Genomic DNA, 20,552 nt, shown 5'->3' with positions numbered 1-20,552 from the left:
TTTTTTTGTCTATCAATCATCCATTTTTTTACTTATCATGTATAATATTCTTGGTAGAGTTTATCAGATAAATTGGGGGTCATATAATGAAGAAGAGTGTTTTCGTAGCGTTGAGTTCGGTCCTCGTTTTCGGTGGAATGATGACAGGGTACGAGAGTGTTGTCCAAGCAGCAGAGCCTAAAGTAATAAGAATAAATCTGCAATCGGAGCCTCCTACAGCTGACCCAGGAATTGCGGAGGATGTTACTTCTAGTACGATTATCACCGCTATTTTCGAAGGTCTGACACGTCTCGGAAAAGACGGAAAGCTGCATGCAGCAGCAGCAGAGAGCTATACCATTTCCGAGGATGGGAAAACCTATACATTCAAAATTCGTGAAACGAAATGGTGCAACGGCGATCCGGTAACAGCCCACGATTTCGAATACGCATGGAAACGCGCGCTCGATCCAAAGACAGCTTCCAATTACGCCTACCAATTGTATTATGTGAAGGGCGCAGAAGAGTTTAACAAAGGTACGGGCAATGCGGAAGACGTGGGTGTTAAAGCGATTGACGATAAAACACTAAAAGTAGAGCTAACAAACCCGACGCCATTCTTCCTGGAGCTGGTTGCCTTCAAAACGTACTTCCCGGTGAACAAGAAAGTGGTCGAACGAAACGAAAATTGGGCTGACGAGGCGAATACGGTCGTGGGTAACGGACCGTTTAAAATGGAAACATGGGAACACAAGAGCAAGCTGACTGTCGTGAAAAACGAGAAATACTGGGATAAAGCCAACGTAAAATTGGACAAGATCGAATTCTCCATGGTAGAGGATGAGACTACGGAGTTGGCCATGTTTGAAAACGGCGAATTGGATTGGGCGGGTGCTCCAATATCTGCCTTGCCAACTGACGAATTACCAGATTTGAGGGAAGCTGGCAAAGTGAAGACGCAGCCAATCGCGGGTACTTACTTTTATCGTTTCAATACAGAGCAAGCACCGTTTAACAACGCAAAAATTCGTAAGGCGTTCGCGTATGCAGTGGATCGTGAAAGCGTGACCAACAATATCCTGCAAGCTGGTCAATTACCGGCAACAAGTTATGTACCACCGAGCATGGCGTTGGACAAAGACGGTTACTTCAAAGATAATGACCTTGAAGCTGCGAAGAAATTACTGGTGGAAGGTATGAAGGAAGAGGGTCTCACCAAACTCCCGCCAATCACACTCTCCTTTAACACATCCGTAGGTCATAAAAAGATTGCAGAAGAAATTCAGGATCAATGGAAGAAAAACCTCGGCGTAGATGTAAAGCTCGAAAATAAAGAGTGGAAGGTATTCTTAGAAGAAGTACATGAAGGTAAATACCAAATCGCTCGTGGAGGCTGGCTGGGTGATTACAATGATCCCATTAACTTCCTGGAAATGTTCCAGGAAAAAGACGGCGGAAACAACGATACGGGTTGGGAAAATTCAAAGTACAAGGAACTCTTAAACCAATCCGCTCTGGAGCAAGACCCAGAGAAGCGCAAAGCAATCCTTAAGCAGGCTGAGCAAATCCTGATGGATGAAATGCCAATCACGCCAATCTACTTCTACACGAACTCGTGGTTGCAAAACGAGAATCTGAAAGATGTAGTAATGGACGGACTGGGGAATATTGATTTCAAATATGTGGATATTACCAAAAAATAATAAAATGCAGGAGAAGAGGGATTATTTCGCGTCCCTCTTCTTTTTTTCTGTCTCATGGACAAATGACCAATCCATTAGCCCCTTGGCAACATAGAGTAAAAAGGAACTAACTGCAACCAGGAGGGATATTGATGGATATTGGATCATTGCTCAACATTGTAAAATCAATTCCCAAGGAAAAGCTGAAGACCGATGCGGGAATCAAGGAAGTCATTCGCGAAATGGCCAGAAAGTCAGGGAAAAAATTGACCGAGCAAGAGATTAACGGGTATGCTGCGCAGTTTCGTCAGATGCAGAAAACGGAAAATGTCGGAAGTTTGTTGAATAAGCTGTCGAAAAAAGGAGTTACTGCAAAGGACATCGACAATATTAAAAAACGCTTTCGATAAGGAGGGCTGCATGAGGAGGGAGGTGGGATTATCGTTGAGAAAATGAAGGCGAGAAAGAAGCCAGCTGTCCCCAAGGGAAATTTGATAGAATCGCTCAACAAACTTGCGGATGCACAACATGCAAACAATGCCCAAATGATGAAAGAGATGAGTCAGGTGCGACAGGAGCTGCAGGAAATGAAGAATACCCTGGGGCGTCTCAAACAAGCACCTCCAAGAATTTCAGGAGAACGACGAGGTTTCCTGTTTGGAGGACGACGGAATACTGCTCAAGTGGAATCTGTACAACAGAAGCCTGCCATTTCGATCGAAGATATACTGCCACTTTTACCGCATTTAGGAGACGCTTTTCCCCAATTGAAAAACCCGAAAGTAGCCGACTCCATTAAGGTGCTGTCGAATCCAGCCGTGCTTTCGCTGATTCAGCAATTTATTGCCAATGGGGGCTTGAACATGATAAAAAAACCTGTTCAAGAAGTAAGCAGGCAAGAGAGAAGGGGATTTTTTCGATAGTAAATGAACAGTGGTAAAGACTGTCTCGCGGGATTTTCTGGAGGCAGTCTTTTCATTTTGGTACCAAAAGACTATAAACTTTACAGATCATATAGCGTCTAATAGAATGGTGAACGTTGCACATTGGCTGACGCCACATAACCAAATAAAACAGACATCACGGAGGAGGTCAGGATGAAAAGACGATTTTACCCTCTGCTTTTTGCGCTGCTGGTCCTGTTGCTAATCCCCGGTTGGGCGGTTGCAGCAAGCAGTGCTTCAGGGGAAGCTGTCAATCTCATGATTGGTGGACAAGCAGTGAAGGCTGAAGTTCCGCCAGTCATCAAGAGCGGACGCACGTTGGTTCCCGTCCGCGTCATTGCCGAAGGGCTAGGTGCGAAAGTAGATTGGAATGACGCTACCCGAACAGCTGTCATTACCAAAGGCACGCAGCAGCTCTCCCTTAGACTTGACTCTCGTACAGCAGAGTTGAACGGCAAGCAAGTGAAGCTCGACACGCCACCTGTAATTTCGCAACAGCGTATGCTGCTTCCACTGCGTTTTGTCGGAGAGTCACTCGGCGTTACCGTAGGGTGGGACAACAGCACACGTACTGTCATTGCGAACGAAACGCCACAGATCAAGCTGAATGGCAAAGCGCCAATCCAGCCGATCAAGCTGTATCAAGTGGAAGACACGATGTACGCGTCGGCACAGGCTGTAGCTGAGCAAGTGGGACAAAAAGGCTTTGCATGGAAACGACCTGAGCGCGGGATGACGATTGACGATCAGTTGGTCCTTCCATTACAACAACTGGAGGACGAGCTTGGAGGGTCATTTGCGTGGGACAAGAAAGATAATCAGGTTGAAATCGATCGCCTCAATATTTTGAAAGATGTATCCGAGGACGGCGATCGTGTCCGAATTGAAACGACAATACCTGTGATTCCGCAGTCCTTTGTGATGACAGGTCCTCACCGGATCGTTCTGGATCTCCCCCAAACAGCGTTGGATGACGATTTAATCGAGGATCTAAAACGTCAAGAAGAGAAAAACGATAGTGTAGGCGAATCAGAGGAAACGGCCTCCGCTGATGAAGAAGATCAAGATCAAGACCAAGACCAAGACACAGATTCAGATTCTGATTCTGATGAACAAAATCAGGCAGAACAAGCGAAAGAAGAACCTCTCATCGCAGACCTGCGTTACAGCCAATACAGTGCGTCTCCTGATACGGTTCGCGTTGTCATTGAGCTGAATCAAAAGAGCACGTATGAGCTGGCATATATGGAAGACGGCATCGAAGTAAAGTTGAAGCCAAAACCGAAGAAAACAGGCTACCTGATTGTTGTTGATGCGGGTCACGGCGGAAAAGATCCGGGGACGTCAAGTGCTGCTGACAAGCGTGAAAAAGATTTCACGTTGGCTGTAGCCAATAAAGTCGTTGCGTTGCTGAAGCAATATCCAGAGTTTCAGGTCGTTCCAGTACGGACAACGGATGTGTTTTATGAACTGTCGGAGCGAGTCGCTATTGCCAATGATGTAGAGGCAGACTTGTTCTTGTCCATTCATGCCAACTCATTCCCGAAACCGACAGCGGCTGGGACAGAAACTTTCTATTATAATGAAAACAGTAAAGCTTTTGCCCAAGTGGTACATAAACATTTGCAAGGGGCCACGCAATTCCCGGATCGTGGAGTCAAGAAGTCAGGCTTTTATGTGATCAAAAACACAAAAATGCCTGCTGTATTGACCGAGACAGGCTTCCTCTCTAATCCACAGGAGAGTGCGCAGCTCATGAATCCGGCATTCCAAGATAAAATCGCGAAAGCTATGGTTGCAGCTATTCGTGAATACTACGAGTCTTATCAGTAAGGGGGCTTTTCACGATGAAAACAAGTCGAGTGATCTGGACGGCAGCTCTGGCTATGCTGCTCTTGGCTGGATGCGGACAAAAGGCGGCGGAAACTCCACCGCCAACTACACCAGTTGAACAGCCGTCTGGTTCAAACACTGATCCATCGACAACAGAGCCGACGCTGAAAAAGCAAAAGATTACGGTTTATTATTCGGATAACAATGTAATGGAGCTGCATAAAGAAGAGCAGGAAATTACGTTTGCCGAAGATATCGAGAAGTACAAAAAGACACTCGCCCTGCTGGAGAGGCCAACAAAGCCAGACGTGAACATTCCATTGTGGAATGACTTCAAATACCATTCGATCACATTTGATAAAGGAACCTTGACGATTGACGCCGATAGCAAAAATCAGTTCAATATGGGTTCAAGTGGCGAGACGATGGCTTTGGATGCGTTGAAGAATACATTCTTTCAGTTCTCGGAAGTAAAGGAAATTGTCTTCTTGGAGGATGGCAAGAAAGTAGAAACGCTAATGGGGCACGTAGATCTCTCCGAGCCACTGAAACGAGAAAATTAATCATCACCATAAAGGCGGCACACCCTGTTAATCGGGATGTGCCGCTTTTTTTCATAATAACGTGGTTCACGTATTGTGGCTGTCGTGGGGAGAAGAATATTTCCAGACTAGGCTCAGTGCTCCGTCCCTCGGGGAAGTATGGACTGCCCGCTCCGAAGCGATTAGCGGGGAACCGCAAAAGTGGTAGCCGCTTCGTAGCGTGTGCACGTTGCGTTTCTTTTGCCCGCTAATCGCTTCTCCGCTCGGTAGGACTCCACAAGTCGCTACGTCTGGAAATATTCTTCTCTGTCGCTACTGATGACATTCTTCATTCTTTTAAGGCTTTTAAAAACCGATTAACACGGAAAGCTCGTAGAGGAAACAGGAGAAAAAAGCGAAGATCTTTGGGACACCGACCGAGACGGAATGAAAAAAAGCGAAACAAGCTTTTAGCGTCCACCTCTGAGACACTTCCTGAATGGACCACTTTGGACGCGGGTTTCGCTTTTTTTCATGGAGACGGGCAGTCAATCCCGCAGGGGGTGGCCCAAGAAGCTGAGCGTTTTCTCCTGTTTCCTCCCCACCCCAACAGCCGGACATAGTTTTTTATGTTGATGTTTCTTCGCGATCTGTAAAAAGAAACTTAATGGCATAAACCCCCAAAAGACCTATCAAGGTATACACGATTCGGCTTACGATAGACTCCGCTCCGCCAAACAATGTGGCGACTAAATCAAACTGAAATAACCCGATTAAACCCCAGTTCAAGGCACCAATGATAACGAAAATGATAGCCAGACGATCCACATCGACACCCCCACGCAAGAATATGGACAGCATCCCCAATTATGGGTCTTTTTACACAGGAATTCTTTCATCTTTAAGAAAGCTTTACATTCACAACACAATACGACAACATTCCCCCTGTATAGTTTGTACTTGTAAGAGAGAAATAATAAACCGAACCTTTTAAGGAGGATTTTCATCCAATGAAAAAACTCAGCAAAATGTTTATTGCGCTGACATGTGTAGGGGCATTACTCGCGGGGTGCGGAAGCGGCAACACTGCACAGACACCAGCACCAGCGCAACAACCAGCAGGGGAGCAAAGCAACTCTGGTTCGACAACAAAACCTTCCGGTGAACCTGTAACAGCAGTGGGTTCTACCGCTTTACAGCCTCTGGTCGAGCAAGCGGCCAAAGACTTTATGGCAAAAAATGCAGGCGCACAAATTCAAGTACAAGGCGGAGGAAGCGGCACGGGCTTGAGCCAAGTAGCAAGCGGTGCAGCAACGATTGGTAACTCCGATATTTTTGCAGAAGAGAAAAAAGGCATTCCAGCAAACGAACTGGTAGACCATAAAGTAGCGGTTGTCGGTATGGCAGCAGCGGTAAGCCCGCAAGTAAAAGTAGACAACTTGACCAAACAACAATTGATCGACATCTTTACCGGTAAAATCACCAACTGGAAAGAAGTTGGCGGCGATGATATGAAGATCACATTGGTTAACCGTCCGAAATCTTCCGGAACTCGCGCGACATTCAGCAAATTCGCTCTGGATGGCCAAGAAGAAGCAGAAGGTATCACAGAGGATTCCTCCGGTACTGTTCGTAAAATCATTGCTGAAACACCAGGTGCAATTGGTTACTTGGCACTTTCCTACTTCAATGACACAGTAAAACCTCTGAAACTGGATGGCGTGGAAGCAAATGCTGAGAACATTACATCTAACAAATATCCAGTATGGGCGTACGAGCATATGTACACAAAAGGTGAAGCAACTGGCGATGCAAAAGCATTCCTCGATTTCATCCTGACTGATGAAGTACAAAAGAAAACCGTTACAGATTTGGGCTTCCTGCCAATCACAGATATGAAGGTTGAACGTGATGCAGAAGGTAAAGTAACACAAAAATAAGAGCTATCGTTAACAGCAAAATAGAGGGGTAGGGGGGCCTTCCCCTCATTTTGCTTGCGTACAGTCGTTTTCTTTCTAGGAGGGAGAACATGAGCCATCGTACTGAAGGGGTAAATACAGAGCGTCAATCGATGATTGCGCAAAAAATGCTGACAACGAACAAGCGTCAAAAGACAGAGAATATTACAGGCAAAACCATCGCAATGATTTGTGCGGGTTTGCTCGTTATTGTTGTTTTATCGATTACCTATTTTATTGCTTCAAAAGGGCTATCGACGTTTTTTGTCGATGGAGTAAGCATCAAAGAATTTTTGACCCATGACAAATGGGACCCAGAAGGTGAACCATCCGCGTATGGTGTTCTACCTTTTATTCTTGGTTCGTTTTTCGTAACGGCATTGGCCGCTTTGATTGCCGCGCCACTTGGAATCGGCGCTGCTATTTTTATGACAGAGATCTTCCCTGGTTTCGGAAAAAAAGTATTGAAGCCGGTAATCGAGCTGTTGGTTGGTATCCCATCGGTCGTTTACGGTTATGTTGGACTTACCTTGCTTGTTCCTTTTGTTCGCGAACAATTTGATGTACTTGGTTTCAGCTTGTTGGCAGGGGGACTTGTCCTTGCTTTGATGATTTTGCCTACGATTACGAGTGTGGCAGCAGATGCTATTGAGGCTGTTCCGCAAGATTTGCGTAACGCTTCGCTTGCATTGGGTGCTACGCGTTGGCAGACGATTTGGAATGTCGTGTTGCATTCTGCGCTTCCTGGCTGTTTGACGGCAATTGTGTTGGGGATGTCTCGTGCTTTTGGAGAAGCTCTGGCCGTGCAAATGGTTATCGGTAACACAACAAAACTGCCTGGCGGTTTGTTGGAGCCGATCAGTACGCTCACAAGCGGTATTACATTGAACATGGGGAATACGATTCAAGGAACACCGTATAACAATGCTCTCTGGTCAATGGCTTTGCTGCTCTTGGCGATGTCTTTCATCTTTATCGTGATTTTGCGCCTGTTGGGCAGAAAGAGGTTGGCAAAATAGATGAAAGCGAGACTGATGGACCGCGCTGCTACTGTTGTTCTGACTCTGATTGCCGTACTGATTATCGGTACTCTTGTGGGATTGTTGGGCTTTATTCTCTCGCAAGGCTGGCATAAACTGAATCTCGACTTTTTGACCTCTCCACCGGATATCGTCAATGCGGGTGGCGGGATTGGACCACAGCTTTTCAATTCACTGTACTTGCTGGTCCTGACCATGCTGATCGCGTTGCCGCTCGGGATCGGAGCAGGCATTTATATGGCTGAATATGCGCCGGATAACAAGATCACACAGTTTATCCGCATGAGTATAGAAGTATTGTCTTCTCTTCCTTCTATTGTTGTTGGTTTGTTTGGATTGCTTGTATTCGTAAATATGACGGGCTGGGGCTATACACTGTTTGGTGGTGCACTTGCGCTGACGGTATTTAACCTGCCGCTGTTGGTTCGTGTAACAGAGGATGCGCTGCGCAACGTACCGCGCAGTCAGAAGGAAGCGAGTCTCGCGCTTGGTATTACCAAATGGCGCACGATCGTGTCTGTCATTCTTCCTGCGGCTCTCCCTGGTATCATTACGGGTACGATTCTGGCGTCTGGACGTGTTTTCGGGGAAGCGGCTGCTTTATTGTATACGGCAGGGATGTCTTCTCCAAATCTGGACTTCACCGATTTCTCGTTGAATAGCACTACCTCGCCTTTGAATCCATTCCGTCCTGCCGAGACATTGGCCGTGCATATTTGGAAGGTAAACACAGAGGGGTTGACACCGGATGCACGTGATGTCGCAGACGGAGCTGCTGCTGTTCTGATTATTGCCGTCTTGTTCTTTAACCTTTCCGCTCGTTGGTTCGGGAATTGGGTTTACAAAAAGATGACGTCAGGATCAAACTAAGAGAGGTAGGTGGCAGTCATGTCCGTACTGACTACGCAAGATACGATCATTCAGACGAATAACGTGAATGTATACTACGGTGAGAAGCACGCCGTAAAAAATATATCGATGGATATTGCACGCAACTCCGTGACGGCCTTTATCGGTCCGTCCGGATGCGGAAAATCGACCTTGCTACGAAGCTTGAACCGGATGAACGATCTGGTTCCTTCATGTCGGGTAGAGGGTTCAATCATTGTAGATGGCATCGACATTAACAGTTCGCAAATTAACATCGAGAGCCTGCGTCAAGTAGTAGGAATGGTGTTCCAAAGAGCGAATCCATTTTTCAAATCGATCTATGAAAACATCGCATTTGCTCCACGTTTCCACGGGATGACAAATAAACGTGAGCTGGACGAACTGGTTGAGTCGAGTCTGCGAAAAGCAGCGCTTTGGGATGAGGTAAAAGACCGTCTCCGCGACTCAGCGCTCTCCCTTTCCGGCGGACAGCAGCAAAGGCTCTGCATCGCTCGCGCAATCGCGATGCAGCCAACCATTTTGCTGTTGGACGAACCAGCCTCGGCTCTTGATCCGATCTCTACCATGAAAATCGAAGAGCTGGTTATGCAGCTAAAAGATGAGTATACGATCGTGATTGTTACACATAACCTGCATCAGGCAGCGCGAATTTCTGAGAAAACCGCCTTCTTCCTGATGGGTGAGCTGATCGAGATGGATGAGACGGGGAAAATCTTTACATCACCTGAAAACGAAAAAACGGAAGCATATATTAGCGGACGATTTGGATAAGAGAGAAGCCCTCCCAAGCACAACAGCTTGCAGGAGGGCTTCTTTTTTATTTCTTTACATCCGCTCTGAAAAATTTGATGGCCTGCTCCAAATCCTCCACGATATCTGCCAGACGCAAGGAGTCATCGAGAAATTGCTCTGATAAGGAAAGGCTTTCTTGATTGGCGGCTACGGCTTGCTGAGTGCCTGATACCACTTGCTGTGCCGAGGCAGACAGGTTGTCTACGCGCTGTGTAATGACCTGGCTTTGTGTCGAAATCGTTCCTGTGAGCATTCTGATCGTTTCGAACTGCGTCGTAAGAGCTTTGCTGAGCTGTACCGTGTTGTTAAATATAGAAGCGGCTTGATGCAAGGTTTGAATGCCGTTTACGGTGGTATGATCGGTCGTTTGCAAGCAAGCGGCTACATGCTCCATTCTTTCTTGTCCGGATGCAATTACTTTTTGAATACGGGCTGACGCTTCTTCGGTCTGGTCAGACAGCAAGCGGATTTCATCAGCGACGACACTGAAGCCGATTCCTGCTTGGCCAGCTCTGGAAGCTTCGATACGGGCATTGAAGGACAAGAGCTTCGTTCGTTTTGAGATCGCGGATATCAAGCCGAGCATTTCGTTGATATCCCCCATGCTTTCTCGCATGGAAGACATGGCATGCAGGGAGGCCTTCATATCTTCCGAGATACTGTGCATATTTTGCTTCAGTGTATCCATGGAGGCTGCGGCCATGGTGTTTTGTTCACGAGATTCTTGGCTTTGCGAGATAGCGTCTTCCATCGAGCTCGTGATGCGAGACATTTCTTGCGTGATTCCATTTATCGTGGAGTGGATATCATCGATTTGTTCCTGCTGGTTGTCCATTTCTTGGGCAAGTCGCTCTGTTACGGATACGACCTCGGATTGCATGGCATGAGAATGCCGGGAGCCTTTTCCTACATGTTCAGCGACTTGTTTGACGTCTGTGATGACGTATTGGATTTTACCGATGATCGTCCGGATTTGTTCACTCATTCGATTGAAGCTGTCAGCAAGCTGGCGAATTTCATCGTTGCTATGTACCTGCATCGTTTGCAGCAGATCCCCCTCGCTAAAGGCTGTCATTTTTTGCTGGGCTTCCTTGATTGGTTTCGTAATTCTTCGGACGTACACATATAGCATAAGGGCAAGTGCTACGAGTCCGACGAGTGAGACGGCCAAAATGGTTAGCTGGAGACGGCGTACTTCTTGTTTTACCTCTGATACCGACTGTGCGATGATTACGCCCCATTTCAGGGATGGATCATATTGATAAGCGGCGAATGAGTCCACGCCATCGATGTTGCTTGGCTCGTAGCCAGATTGACCCGCGATGACGTTTTGTACGATTGCAAGCTCGGTGAGAAGGGGACGCTGCAATGCGTAGGATTGATCGGGATGTGCGATCAGCTTACCTTGTTGATCGACAATCATGGCATATCCGGTTTCCCCCAGTTTAATGTGCCCGATGGATTCGCTCAGCTTCGGGACTGAGACAAAGGCCACGACTACCCCTACTGCATCCTCGTCTTCATTACGTAACGGGAGTGAAACGGCGATCTTCGGAAATTCCGTCTCGGAAAACTGGAAAACATCCGAGACAAAAACACCCTGCTGTAGTTGATTCAATGCTCCCTCATACCAGTCTGTTTTTTGCGGATCGTATGAGCTGTCGAGTGGTGAGCTCGGAAAGGTCAAATACCGTCCGTCTGTGGTGACAATCTGTAATTCGGAAATAGTAGGATTGTTTGTAGTCATATCCGAGAAGATACCAAAAATCTGACTGTTGGTGACCGTGCTGTTTTTATAAGTGGAAGCAAATGATTGCAAGGCGGTCACGATGTCATAGACCCTGTTATGTACGTTCTGTAGTGCGGCACCTGAGGCCTGTTGTAATTGCTGCTTTGTTTTTTCATTGAGTGTTGCTTGGGATTGATAACTGATGAAGAATGCGGCAATCGCCATCATACAGACGACCATTCCCATAATGCCTGCGAACAGCCTGGTGAAGATTGAACGATAATGAAACGACGAGTGACCCCATCTTTTTTTTATGCCTGGCATCGATTGTTCTCCCCTTATTCGTCAAAACGTTCAGCTTTATTGTAGGGTGCGCCTTGGGGAGCGTATATGGTTTGCCAGCAACATTTACCATAACTTAATGTAAGAGGTCCTATGTAAAAAGTCCCAAGACGAAATCTTTATCGAAACTTAATAAACTTCATACGGAAACCTAACATTGGTGCGCTATAGTTGGTGAAGTAAAAGGACGTAACAACCACGAAGGAGCGAAGACCGTATGAGTGTTATTTCGGTGAGAGAGTTGAATCTCTTCTACGGTAATAAGCAAGCCCTCTATGATATAAATTTGGATGTCGAATCTGACTCCATTACGGCATTAATTGGTCCGTCAGGCTGCGGTAAGTCTACCTTTTTACGGACATTGAATCGAATGAACGACTCTGTCCCGAATACCAAAATTACGGGAACGGTAAAGGTGTTCGACGAGGATATTTATAGCTCTCGTGTAGAAGTGGAGAGACTTCGCAAAAATATCGGTATGGTGTTTCAGCATCCGAATCCATTTCCGAAGAGCATTTATGACAACATCACGTATGGGCCGAAGCTCCATGGCATGAACGATCGTAACAAGCTGGACGAGTTGGTAGAGACAAGCCTCAAGGCAGCAGCCCTTTGGGATGAAGTGAAGGATGTGCTGAAAAAGCCAGCAACGGGGCTTTCCGGTGGACAGCAGCAACGCCTCTGTATCGCGCGTGCACTCGCTGTTCAGCCGCAGATCATTTTGATGGATGAGCCAACCTCCGCTCTGGACCCGATTTCTACAGCGAAAATCGAAGAGCTGTTGGAAGAGCTGAAGAGCCGTTATACGATTGTCATCGTGACCCACAACATGCAGCAGGCAGCACGTATTTCCGACAAGACGGCGTTTTTCTTGAATGGAGAGCTAGTTGAGTTTGACAGTACCCCGACGATCTTCCAAAATCCTCGTGATAAACGAACAGAGGATTACATTACAGGACGTTTCGGATAATTTTAATTTGTTGTATGGTAGGAGAGCGGACCTTTCAAGGTCCGTTCTTTTTGTTAAGATTGACGGATCTGGTCAAAGACACATTCGATTGGTTCATGGCGCATGGTTTGCTGGCCACGACATTGGGAAGGAACAGGCTTTGTGGCTGCCATTCTCTCACGATATCGTGGGGGCAATATTTTAAGACAGGGGTTATTTTAACCTTGCCGACATTGACAGTGACGTTGCTCGGCTTGTACTGACATTACTCTATTTTTCATAGGATCGAAACGCCTGCTGGTGGATAGTCAGCAGGCGTTTTTCTATTATGACGTGTCTGGCGGCTAAATAGGCAGAATAGGACCTGACAAGGAAGGAAAAAATAGGCGCATCGTACGTAAAAAGGAGGATGTTTCCATGTGGCATGGCTGGCCGATCGAACGCGTGCTGATTTTTTTTGTTGGACTGGCGTTTGTCTTGATTGCGGTTCAGGTCACACTTTTTCACGCTAGACAAAACTTCCGACATTGGGCAATGTGGATTCCTGTGCTTGAGCTTCCGGTATTTGCGGTTACTGCTATTGTTTTATCGTTTGTGAATGCGGGGTGGCTGCGTTGGGTGTTTGCCTTGATGATGGTGGTCGGTATGGCTGGCGGCGTGTACGGAGCCTATTTGCATACGGTCGGAGTTGGGCAGCGTGTGGGAGGTTATTCACAAAGTCAAAATTTTCTCGTCGGTCCTCCTGTGATTCTTCCCTTGCTCATTACGGCTATTGCAGCATTAGGGCTTCTTGCGCTGTTTTGGTAATTAACGCTATCGAAGGGGTGAGAGGACATGGAGAAGGTTGGACGTTACCCATCCTATGATGTTTGGGACCAGCATACAGAGTGGGATGCTCACACCAGGAAAGTGGTAGGGGCAAGACGAATGCCCGCGATTGCCAATCAATTTTTTACGAAGAATGAAACCTTGCTCTTACAGACAGTCGTAGGTGTATTGGTCAATGATCACCGCCTGGAGGTGCTGACTTTTGTGGTGGAGCATCTGGATGATACGACGGCTAGTAATATCGGCGAGTCGCAACGAAAGGTCGGTGTTCCACCCAAAAAAGAGCTCTACCGCTCGGGCTTGAAAGGGATTGATGCGGAGAGTCATGCCGCTTATGGTGCTGGCTTTGTTGCGTTGAAGCTAGACCAGCAGGAGGCCGTTCTTCAGCACGTCGCGAATGGGGGCATCCAAAACCAGGAGGCGTGGACAGACTTCGCTCCTGTAGATTTTTTCAAGCGATTGCTGCATGACACAGTCAGTGCGTACTATTCCCATCCGTTGGTTTGGTCGGATATCGGCTATGGCGGACCAGCTTATCCGCGTGGCTATGTACGGGTGGAAAAAGGATTGACGGACCCATGGGAGGCGAAAGCAAATGACGAGTCATGACCATCATACGATTACTCATCGCCCTACTCCTGTGGATCAAAGAAAATACGCCGACGACGCAGATGTATGCATCGTAGGTGCTGGAGCGGCAGGGGGCGTACTGGCTTACGAGCTGGCAAAGGCCGGGTTACGTGTAGTCGTTCTGGAAGCAGGACCGTTTTGGGACCCGCAACACGATTTCGCCAGTGATGAGCTGTCGATGCGGAGATTGGCCTGGCAGGAAACGAGGCTGGTAGCAGGAAATGACCCACTGCGATTGGGACATAACAACTCAGGACGGGGAATTGGCGGAGGCACTGTGCATTTTACGGGGGTGTTCCTGCGTTTTCATGAAAGTGATTTTAAGACTAGGACCGTAGATGGCGTAGGAGAAGACTGGCCGATTACATATCAGGACCTCGCCCCGTATTACGACAAGATAGAACGAGAGATTGCTGTCTCAGGTCCGAATCATTTTCCGTGGGGTTCTTTTCAAGGCCCGTATCCTTACCCCGTTCGGGAGCCAATCAGTGCCAATGCTCAACTGTTCCGGGAAGGGTGCGAGAAGCTGGGGATCGAGAGTGTGGTCGCCCCTCTGGCGATTTTATCGGCTCCTTTTGATGGTCGGCCGCCATGTATCAATCGTGGCTTTTGCAACCAAGGTTGCATGCCGAATGCCAAGTACAGCGGGTTGATTCATCACATTCCCAAAGCGATAGCGGAGGGGGCAGAGGTACTGTCCGATTGCATGGTGACGGAAATTTTGATGGCTGGCGACCGGGTCAGCGGCGTGGTGTTCAACCATAATGGTTTGACGCACAGGCAGATGGCTCGGGTAGTCATTTTGGCCGGGTTTGTGGTGGAGACTCCCAGATTGCTGCTCAGTTCGGCGAATGCTCAGTTTCCCCAAGGGCTGGCGAATTCGAGCGGATGGGTAGGAAAAGCAATTATGCCCCACTCCAGCCATGATGTTTACGGACGACTCCCGGAGGAAGTACGATTGTATAAAGGAACACCTGTCCTTGCCTTGACCCAGCATTTTTATGAGACGGACCGGGAACGAGGATTTGCTCGCGGGTATACGCTCAGTGCGCACGGGGCACGTCCGGTCGGGATGGCAGCTGCTATTGCTGCCGAGCGGGAAGATGGCTCGTATTTATGGGGAAAACAGCTTCGAGAGACCATGCTGGATTACAATATGTATGCACGGATCACCTTGGTAGGGGAAGTGCTGCCTCATCCGGATAACAGAGTGACGCTCTCTGGGGAAAAAGATGAATACGGAATGCCGATCCCTACGGTAACCTTCAGTTATCAAGAGAATGACAAGCAGCTATACAAGCATGCGATTGGGCAAATGAACCGGATTATAGAAGCGATGGGGGGACAGCCAGAGCATGTGGTGTCTGATACCGCTCATCTCATGGGGGGATGCCGAATGGGGAAGGACAAGGAGAGCTCGGTTGTGAACGAGTATGGGCAAACGCATGACATACCCAATCTTTTCATAGCGGGTGCTTCGACGTTTGTTACTTCGAGCGGCAGCAATCCGACAAATACAGTAATGGCGCTGGCTGCGCGCACTGCGGACAAGCTGATTGAGGCAATGAAAAAGCAAGATGTATAGGACAGATTCACATTTGTTTTGCGTTCCTATCTTCCCCATCATATAAGCCATATAGTATACTGATAAACAGATATGTAAGGCAAAGGTGGGTATCCTTATGGAAATGGATTTGATGCAGGTACTGTTTTTGTCAGAGACTTATAAGCTACTTGGTGACAAGACGCGCTTGACGATCATGGCTCTCCTGCAAGTACAGTCCTTATGTGTCCGTGATCTCGTGGAAATTTTGCAAACTTCCCAGCCTTCTGTTTCCCAGCACTTGGCTAAGCTCAAAACACATGGTTTGGTCAAAGAGCGTCGGAAGGGACCGTGGGTATATTACTCCGTTAATACAGAATGCAGTCCTGAAGTTAAGCAAATATTGTCTAACTTGCCGGACATGTCGCCAATCGTCAAACAAAAATCAGTTGCAAGTGAACCTTCATTTGGCTGATCAGTCGTAAAAAGCGTTGGATCAATTGAGATCCAACGCTTTTTTTAGTTCTTCCTTGTCAAATCCATGGATGACAACTTGCTCGCCGTTTTCCTTTTCAATGTAGGTTACAGGTGTCATGCTGGCGCCTAATTGAATCGCTTCCTGAAAATAAGCATCGTTTTGTCGGATGTCTCTGTCTTCGAAAGCAATGTTGTTTGAAGTCAGCCACATTTTTTCTTCCTGACAAGGACCGCAAGTGACTTGGGTATAGATAATAACCTTGTGAGCCATACATTATTGCTCCTTTCAAAAGCAAAAGTAGAAGCCTAGTACTTTCCAATATGAATGATCGGTGGCGACAAAGCAAGTACTCAAAAGTATGATTTGGAAAAATAAGGATGGATACGTACATAGGGGGCTGTACAAATTATATTCAGTGACGTCGAGGAGGTGAATGTAACGATGCCTAAACAAAACAGACAAGCAGGTATGGGCCAAGCGAACCAAGCTAGCCAAGCAGCTAACACTGCGACTGAATTCGCAAGTGAAACAAACGCAGCAGAGGTTCGTCGTCAGAACCAACAATCCGCTCAAGAATCTGCACAACGCGCTGCTTCCCAAGGCGCTGCGACTGAATTCGCAAGTGAGACAAATGTTGCGGAGGTTCGTCGTCAAAACCAACAATCGGCTGCGCAACAATCTGGCCAAGCTACTGAGTAGTAGCAAGCGGTCAAAAGCCCTCGCAATTTGCGGGGGTTTTCTTATTTTTACGTAAAGTGTATGCGCTGAATGTCGTTTCTATCCTCGCACTTGCAAAAGCGTGGAAGTGGATGATACTGTGATTCGTAAATCAGCCCACTAGGAGGCAATTTCTCATGATCATTGGAACAGGCGTAGACATTGTGGAAATAGAACGCATCGCTACCTTGATAAAAAGACAAGAGCGTGCGATCAAGCACTTTTTGACGACAGATGAACAGCAGCTCCTGCATGGAAAAGCAGATACGAGACAGGCGGAAATGGTTGCGGGCAGATTTGCTGCCAAGGAAGCTGGAGCGAAGGCTCTTGGCACAGGCATTGGTGCCGTAGTCGGCTTTTTGGATATGGAAATCCTCCCGAATCATTCGGGCAAGCCGGTCATGACCATAAAGAACGAGGTGTACACCAAACTTGATCTGGACCCAACTCGCGTGCATATTCATGTGAGCATTTCGCATAGCCAGACGCATGCGATTGCGCAAGTAATTGTAGAAGAACGATAACCTCGATAAACTTGTCTGCATATTGGGACGAGGATGGACATACATTTATATCGCGTAGATCAGGAGGGACTACCTGCTCTTACACAGGAAGGCTAAGTCTGTAGCCGATCCAAGCGATATGTCGCCACCTTCGTATCCACTCAACCATTGACACGATGTGCGCTGCATGGGCGAGAGACTGACAGATTTCCCAGGAAATAGACAGGGATGCCCTTCTTTGTCGAAAATACTGACAAGGAGGAGTTCATTGAATGAAACGGGTAGCTTTACCTCTGGTGTTATTGTTGGTTTTCACCCTGTTCCTCGGCGGTTGTTTCGGTCAGAAAACACCAGAAGATGTGGTGAGCGACCTGAACGGTACGCTGGGAAAAATGACTGGGTACAAGTCTCAGGCAGTCTTGACCATGCAGACGGGCTCTACCCCCATGGAGTACGATGTTCAGGTCTGGTATGAAAAGCCAACCAACTATCGAGTAGCTCTTACCTCGAAGCAGCGTGGTATCACACAAATCATCTTGCGAAACAATGACGGAGTTTTCGTACTGACCCCGCATCTGAACAAGAGCTTCCGCTTCCAAAGTGGCTGGCCTGAGAACAATGGACCGTTGTATCTGTACGAAACACTGGCAAAGAGCATCATCGATGATACAGAGAGACAAATGAAGATGGAAGAAAAGCAGTATGTGTTTGAAGTGAAAGCGAACTACAGTGGCAATCGTTCCTTGACCAAGCAAAAAATTTGGCTGACAGAAGATTTCAAACCTACGCACGCAGAAATCATGGACGCCAGTATGAATCCACTCGTACGGATTGATTTCACTGATTTTTCGTTCAACCCTATGTTTGACAAAGATGCCTTTGACAAAGATCGCAACATGACAACAAGCTCGTTAACATCAATTCCAACCATGGCGCAAACGAATGGACAGGTCATGAAACAACCGAACAGCCAATTCGGTGTAATTGTCCCTACTTATGTGCCGGAGGGTGTAACGCAAAGCGATATCGAGCCAGTCACGCGTGATGGAGAGAGAAAAGTCATCTTGACCTATAAAGGCGCCTACAACTACAAGGTGATCGAAGGACGCCCGACAGCAGCATCTGTGTCATATGAACAAGGAATGCCAGTGAATCTCGGCTTTACAGTTGGTGTATTGGCCCAAACGGGTGAAAATCAGCGACTTCTGACTTGGGAGCTCGACGGAATCGAGTATACGATAGCAGGTGACCTTCCAGAAGAAGAAATGGTGAACGTCGCGCAGTCGACATATGGTCTCAGCGCTAAATAAATGGTGGGAGAGGGGACGGTGATTGCCGTCCTCTTTTGCTATTTAGGGGGGAGTGGCTGTAGTGGAGGGGAAGAAGTGCATTTCCAGTCTACGCTTCGGCCTACGCCCCGTTGTATGTTGGACCGTCCGTTCCGAAATAAATGAAGGGAGCGCTTCAAAAGTAGTCATCTCGATGAAGTATTCGCAGAGGTTGAAGCTGAAAACCCCCGTCATTTATTTCGGAACTGGGTCGGGCTCCAGAGGCGCTTGAACTGGAAATGCACTTCTTCCATCGCGTCTTAAAAGTAGCGACAAACCAAAAAAAGCTGGCGAAAAGAAAAAGCACAGGGCTCGCAGACCTTGACAACGCCTACCCAGTCGGAACTTCAAAAAGAGGACCACGCTTGTCGAACACTTCTACTCTGAGAAACTTCCGCCCGTAGGGTGGCTTTGGCTCGACGGTCCTCTTTTTGAAGTGGAGACGGCCAGTCAATCCCTCCGCTGGCGTGTCAGAGTCGAAGAGAACTGTGCTTTTTCTTTTCCTCCACTATGTTGACTCAAACCAAAAGGACCTTCATAGTTTTTTACGATTTTCCCTCAAGTTTTCCTATTTTCTCAAAAGGGAATCTAAAAATACCCATGTACACTTGGTCTTGTACCAGAGAAGCAGTACACCACACTAACAGACGAAAGGGTTGAGTGTATATGTTTAGCAAAGCGAAAATGGGAATGCTGATGGGAACGATGGCGGTAGTTCTGAGTCTGGGTAGCATAGGCGGAGCAATGGCAGCCGATTCAGCACAAACAACTACATTAAATAAACCGGCAGAAGTGAAATTCAAAACAGGGAAGATGGGCCACCACGGTGGATTCAGCTTCAAAGAAAATACAGAGCTGCTCTCGCTTTTGAAGCTGGACGCTGACAAGCTAAAAGAAGAGCTCCAGGCAGGAAAAACACTGGCGGCGATTGCTGAGGCTCAAGGAGTCGATACAGCAGATGTCGTGGCACTCCTGGTGGATCAGCAAGAGGCCAGGCTGAACGAAGCGGTAGAGGCAGGCAAGCTCACGCAGGAGCAGGCAGATAAGCTGTCGGAAAATCTGAGCGATCGTGTAAAAGAACAAGTAGAAAACACGAAACCACTTAAAGGGTTTGGCAAGGGAGGCTTCTTCGGTAGCTTCGAGAAAAACGAAGAGCTGCTGTCCCTCTTGAAGCTGGATGCCGATAAACTCAAAGAAGAGCTGAAAGCGGAGAAATCGCTGGCTGCAATTGCAGAAGCCCAAGGCGTAGCTGTGGATGATCTGGTAGCGCTGTTGGTGAAACAACAGGAGGCCAAACTGAAAGAAGCGGTATCCGCCGGGAAGCTGACACAGGAACAAGCCGACAAAATGAATGAAAATGCCAGCGAACGGATAAAGGAAATGGTGCAAAACACGCATTACGGACGTGGACCGGGTAAAGGGATGGGCTTCGAGAAAAACGAAGAGCTGCTGTCCCTCCTGAAGCTGGATGCAGACAAGCTGAAGGAAGAACGGAAAGCAGGAAAATCGTTGGCGGCAACTGCCAAGGAGCAGGGAGTAGAAGTGGATGACGTTGTGAATCTCTTGGTAGGTCAGCACGAAGCCAAGCTAAAAGAAGCGATAGAAGCAGGCAAGCTCACGCAGGAGCAGGCAGACAAGCGACGTGAGGAAATGACAACGATGGTGCAAAAGATGGTAGAAGGCAGCTTTGAAAAAGTCGTTTTCCCAAGACATGACCAAGAGAAGAATGATCAGGGGGAAGCAATGTAGTGATCGAAAGCAGGTGGGATTTACGTCCCATCTGCTTTTTCAATGTGCGCCCAGCATGGGCGTTATCTATAGGGTTAAAGTCCCGAATGGCGAAGGCAGTAGTAGTCATTAGCTTA

General features: G+C 47.6%; 22 protein-coding genes. 19 read left to right on the top strand and 3 right to left on the bottom strand.

The features are described 5' to 3' along the window. The first annotated feature begins 86 nt into the window (after positions 1-86). The 5 genes from AB1L17_RS28505 (at position 87) to AB1L17_RS28485 (ending at position 5,001) form a co-directional block, all read left to right on the top strand. A complete protein-coding gene (locus AB1L17_RS28505) occupies positions 87-1,682 on the top strand; it encodes a peptide ABC transporter substrate-binding protein (protein WP_412848288.1) in 1,596 nt (531 codons plus the stop codon). Positions 1,683-1,813: 131 nt separating this feature from the next. After that, positions 1,814-2,071: a hypothetical protein gene (locus AB1L17_RS28500; RefSeq protein ID WP_412848287.1), complete on the top strand. Its 258-nt coding sequence runs from the start codon at positions 1,814-1,816 to the stop codon at positions 2,069-2,071. Positions 2,072-2,248: 177 nt separating this feature from the next. Further along, positions 2,249-2,584, top strand: a complete 336-nt coding sequence (locus AB1L17_RS28495; RefSeq protein WP_412848286.1) for a hypothetical protein — start codon at positions 2,249-2,251, stop codon at positions 2,582-2,584. A gap of 174 nt (positions 2,585-2,758) precedes the next feature. Further along, positions 2,759-4,438, top strand: a complete 1,680-nt coding sequence (locus tag AB1L17_RS28490) for an N-acetylmuramoyl-L-alanine amidase family protein (protein ID WP_412848285.1) — start codon at positions 2,759-2,761, stop codon at positions 4,436-4,438. 14 nt (positions 4,439-4,452) lie between these two features. Next, positions 4,453-5,001: a GerMN domain-containing protein gene (locus AB1L17_RS28485; protein WP_412848284.1), complete on the top strand. Its 549-nt coding sequence runs from the start codon at positions 4,453-4,455 to the stop codon at positions 4,999-5,001. A 585-nt stretch (positions 5,002-5,586) separates the two neighbouring features. Here AB1L17_RS28485 and AB1L17_RS28480 read toward each other — a convergent pair. Next, entirely contained in the window at positions 5,587-5,787 is a 201-nt protein-coding gene (locus AB1L17_RS28480; protein WP_412848283.1) for a DUF378 domain-containing protein, read from the bottom strand. 182 nt (positions 5,788-5,969) lie between these two features. Here AB1L17_RS28480 and AB1L17_RS28475 point away from each other — a divergent pair, with 182 nt between their 5' ends. The 4 genes from AB1L17_RS28475 to pstB (AB1L17_RS28460) all read left to right on the top strand — a co-directional run bounded on the left by AB1L17_RS28475 (position 5,970) and on the right by pstB (AB1L17_RS28460) (position 9,619). Further along, the gene (locus AB1L17_RS28475) at positions 5,970-6,899 is read left to right on the top strand and encodes a phosphate ABC transporter substrate-binding protein PstS family protein (protein ID WP_412848282.1); all 930 of its coding nucleotides are present in this window, start codon (positions 5,970-5,972) and stop codon (positions 6,897-6,899) included. Positions 6,900-6,988: 89 nt separating this feature from the next. Then, a complete protein-coding gene (gene pstC / locus AB1L17_RS28470) occupies positions 6,989-7,936 on the top strand; it encodes a phosphate ABC transporter permease subunit PstC (protein WP_412848281.1) in 948 nt (315 codons plus the stop codon). Beyond that, on the top strand, positions 7,937-8,827 hold the full coding sequence (gene pstA / locus AB1L17_RS28465; RefSeq protein ID WP_412848280.1) for a phosphate ABC transporter permease PstA: 891 nt from the start codon (positions 7,937-7,939) through the stop codon (positions 8,825-8,827). It abuts the gene before it with no gap. A gap of 18 nt (positions 8,828-8,845) precedes the next feature. Continuing rightward, complete coding sequence (pstB, locus tag AB1L17_RS28460) at positions 8,846-9,619, top strand: phosphate ABC transporter ATP-binding protein PstB (protein ID WP_412848279.1); 774 nt, start codon at positions 8,846-8,848, stop codon at positions 9,617-9,619. Positions 9,620-9,665: 46 nt separating this feature from the next. Here pstB (AB1L17_RS28460) and AB1L17_RS28455 read toward each other — a convergent pair whose 3' ends face one another. Then, positions 9,666-11,693 carry a methyl-accepting chemotaxis protein gene (locus AB1L17_RS28455; RefSeq protein WP_412848278.1) on the bottom strand — a complete coding sequence of 676 codons (2,028 nt, stop codon included), beginning with the start codon at positions 11,691-11,693 and terminating at the stop codon, positions 9,666-9,668. Positions 11,694-11,928: 235 nt separating this feature from the next. Here AB1L17_RS28455 and pstB (AB1L17_RS28450) point away from each other — a divergent pair, with 235 nt between their 5' ends. The 6 genes from pstB (AB1L17_RS28450) (at position 11,929) to AB1L17_RS28425 (ending at position 16,136) form a co-directional block, all read left to right on the top strand. Then, positions 11,929-12,681, top strand: a complete 753-nt coding sequence (gene pstB / locus AB1L17_RS28450) for a phosphate ABC transporter ATP-binding protein PstB (protein ID WP_412848277.1) — start codon at positions 11,929-11,931, stop codon at positions 12,679-12,681. 14 nt (positions 12,682-12,695) lie between these two features. Further along, positions 12,696-12,923, top strand: coding sequence for an ArsB/NhaD family transporter (locus AB1L17_RS28445; RefSeq protein WP_412848276.1), 228 nt, complete (start codon positions 12,696-12,698; stop codon positions 12,921-12,923). 154 nt (positions 12,924-13,077) lie between these two features. After that, positions 13,078-13,467, top strand: coding sequence for a hypothetical protein (locus tag AB1L17_RS28440; RefSeq protein WP_412848275.1), 390 nt, complete (start codon positions 13,078-13,080; stop codon positions 13,465-13,467). Between the two features lie 27 nt (positions 13,468-13,494). Beyond that, the gene (locus tag AB1L17_RS28435; protein ID WP_412848274.1) at positions 13,495-14,097 is read left to right on the top strand and encodes a gluconate 2-dehydrogenase subunit 3 family protein; all 603 of its coding nucleotides are present in this window, start codon (positions 13,495-13,497) and stop codon (positions 14,095-14,097) included. Beyond that, positions 14,084-15,703 (top strand): GMC family oxidoreductase, encoded by a 1,620-nt coding sequence (locus AB1L17_RS28430; RefSeq protein WP_412848273.1) that lies wholly within the window; start codon positions 14,084-14,086, stop codon positions 15,701-15,703. The genes AB1L17_RS28435 and AB1L17_RS28430 overlap by 14 nt, the downstream gene beginning before the upstream one ends. A gap of 97 nt (positions 15,704-15,800) precedes the next feature. Then, positions 15,801-16,136 (top strand): ArsR/SmtB family transcription factor, encoded by a 336-nt coding sequence (locus AB1L17_RS28425; protein ID WP_106652682.1) that lies wholly within the window; start codon positions 15,801-15,803, stop codon positions 16,134-16,136. A gap of 21 nt (positions 16,137-16,157) precedes the next feature. Here the strand turns inward: AB1L17_RS28425 and AB1L17_RS28420 are convergent, their stop codons facing one another. Beyond that, complete coding sequence (locus AB1L17_RS28420) at positions 16,158-16,409, bottom strand: glutaredoxin family protein (protein WP_412848272.1); 252 nt, start codon at positions 16,407-16,409, stop codon at positions 16,158-16,160. A 171-nt stretch (positions 16,410-16,580) separates the two neighbouring features. Between AB1L17_RS28420 and AB1L17_RS28415 the strand changes: the two genes are divergently transcribed. From AB1L17_RS28415 to AB1L17_RS28400, 4 genes are all read left to right on the top strand, one after another. Further along, positions 16,581-16,838: a gamma-type small acid-soluble spore protein gene (locus tag AB1L17_RS28415; RefSeq protein WP_412848271.1), complete on the top strand. Its 258-nt coding sequence runs from the start codon at positions 16,581-16,583 to the stop codon at positions 16,836-16,838. A gap of 155 nt (positions 16,839-16,993) precedes the next feature. Next, positions 16,994-17,380, top strand: a complete 387-nt coding sequence (gene acpS, locus AB1L17_RS28410; RefSeq protein ID WP_412848270.1) for a holo-ACP synthase — start codon at positions 16,994-16,996, stop codon at positions 17,378-17,380. A gap of 251 nt (positions 17,381-17,631) precedes the next feature. After that, complete coding sequence (locus AB1L17_RS28405) at positions 17,632-18,669, top strand: DUF4367 domain-containing protein (RefSeq protein WP_412848269.1); 1,038 nt, start codon at positions 17,632-17,634, stop codon at positions 18,667-18,669. 684 nt (positions 18,670-19,353) lie between these two features. Continuing rightward, a complete protein-coding gene (locus AB1L17_RS28400) occupies positions 19,354-20,436 on the top strand; it encodes a coiled-coil domain-containing protein (protein ID WP_412848268.1) in 1,083 nt (360 codons plus the stop codon). Positions 20,437-20,552: the final 116 nt, after the last annotated feature.

The organism is Brevibacillus jepli (assembly GCF_047229145.1).
Taxonomy (GTDB): Bacteria; Bacillota; Bacilli; order Brevibacillales; family Brevibacillaceae; genus Brevibacillus.
This window is presented reverse-complemented; position numbering and strand designations above follow the sequence as displayed.

What these genes read in the sequence shown, in the direction of transcription:
- AB1L17_RS28505 (WP_412848288.1), top strand. Translation starts at nt 87, where the DNA reads ATGAAGAAGAGTGTTTTCGTAGCGTTGAGTTCGGTCCTCGTTTTCGGT.
- AB1L17_RS28500 (WP_412848287.1), top strand. Translation starts at nt 1,814, where the DNA reads ATGGATATTGGATCATTGCTCAACATTGTAAAATCAATTCCCAAGGAA.
- AB1L17_RS28495 (WP_412848286.1), top strand. Translation starts at nt 2,249, where the DNA reads ATGAAGAATACCCTGGGGCGTCTCAAACAAGCACCTCCAAGAATTTCA.
- AB1L17_RS28490 (WP_412848285.1), top strand. Translation starts at nt 2,759, where the DNA reads ATGAAAAGACGATTTTACCCTCTGCTTTTTGCGCTGCTGGTCCTGTTG.
- AB1L17_RS28485 (WP_412848284.1), top strand. Translation starts at nt 4,453, where the DNA reads ATGAAAACAAGTCGAGTGATCTGGACGGCAGCTCTGGCTATGCTGCTC.
- AB1L17_RS28475 (WP_412848282.1), top strand. Translation starts at nt 5,970, where the DNA reads ATGAAAAAACTCAGCAAAATGTTTATTGCGCTGACATGTGTAGGGGCA.
- pstC (WP_412848281.1), top strand. Translation starts at nt 6,989, where the DNA reads ATGAGCCATCGTACTGAAGGGGTAAATACAGAGCGTCAATCGATGATT.
- pstA (WP_412848280.1), top strand. Translation starts at nt 7,937, where the DNA reads ATGAAAGCGAGACTGATGGACCGCGCTGCTACTGTTGTTCTGACTCTG.
- pstB (WP_412848279.1), top strand. Translation starts at nt 8,846, where the DNA reads ATGTCCGTACTGACTACGCAAGATACGATCATTCAGACGAATAACGTG.
- AB1L17_RS28455 (WP_412848278.1), bottom strand. Translation starts at nt 11,693, where the DNA reads ATGCCAGGCATAAAAAAAAGATGGGGTCACTCGTCGTTTCATTATCGT.
- pstB (WP_412848277.1), top strand. Translation starts at nt 11,929, where the DNA reads ATGAGTGTTATTTCGGTGAGAGAGTTGAATCTCTTCTACGGTAATAAG.
- AB1L17_RS28445 (WP_412848276.1), top strand. Translation starts at nt 12,696, where the DNA reads ATGGTAGGAGAGCGGACCTTTCAAGGTCCGTTCTTTTTGTTAAGATTG.
- AB1L17_RS28440 (WP_412848275.1), top strand. Translation starts at nt 13,078, where the DNA reads ATGTGGCATGGCTGGCCGATCGAACGCGTGCTGATTTTTTTTGTTGGA.
- AB1L17_RS28435 (WP_412848274.1), top strand. Translation starts at nt 13,495, where the DNA reads ATGGAGAAGGTTGGACGTTACCCATCCTATGATGTTTGGGACCAGCAT.
- AB1L17_RS28430 (WP_412848273.1), top strand. Translation starts at nt 14,084, where the DNA reads ATGACGAGTCATGACCATCATACGATTACTCATCGCCCTACTCCTGTG.
- AB1L17_RS28425 (WP_106652682.1), top strand. Translation starts at nt 15,801, where the DNA reads ATGGAAATGGATTTGATGCAGGTACTGTTTTTGTCAGAGACTTATAAG.
- AB1L17_RS28420 (WP_412848272.1), bottom strand. Translation starts at nt 16,409, where the DNA reads ATGGCTCACAAGGTTATTATCTATACCCAAGTCACTTGCGGTCCTTGT.
- AB1L17_RS28415 (WP_412848271.1), top strand. Translation starts at nt 16,581, where the DNA reads ATGCCTAAACAAAACAGACAAGCAGGTATGGGCCAAGCGAACCAAGCT.
- acpS (WP_412848270.1), top strand. Translation starts at nt 16,994, where the DNA reads ATGATCATTGGAACAGGCGTAGACATTGTGGAAATAGAACGCATCGCT.
- AB1L17_RS28405 (WP_412848269.1), top strand. Translation starts at nt 17,632, where the DNA reads ATGAAACGGGTAGCTTTACCTCTGGTGTTATTGTTGGTTTTCACCCTG.
- AB1L17_RS28400 (WP_412848268.1), top strand. Translation starts at nt 19,354, where the DNA reads ATGTTTAGCAAAGCGAAAATGGGAATGCTGATGGGAACGATGGCGGTA.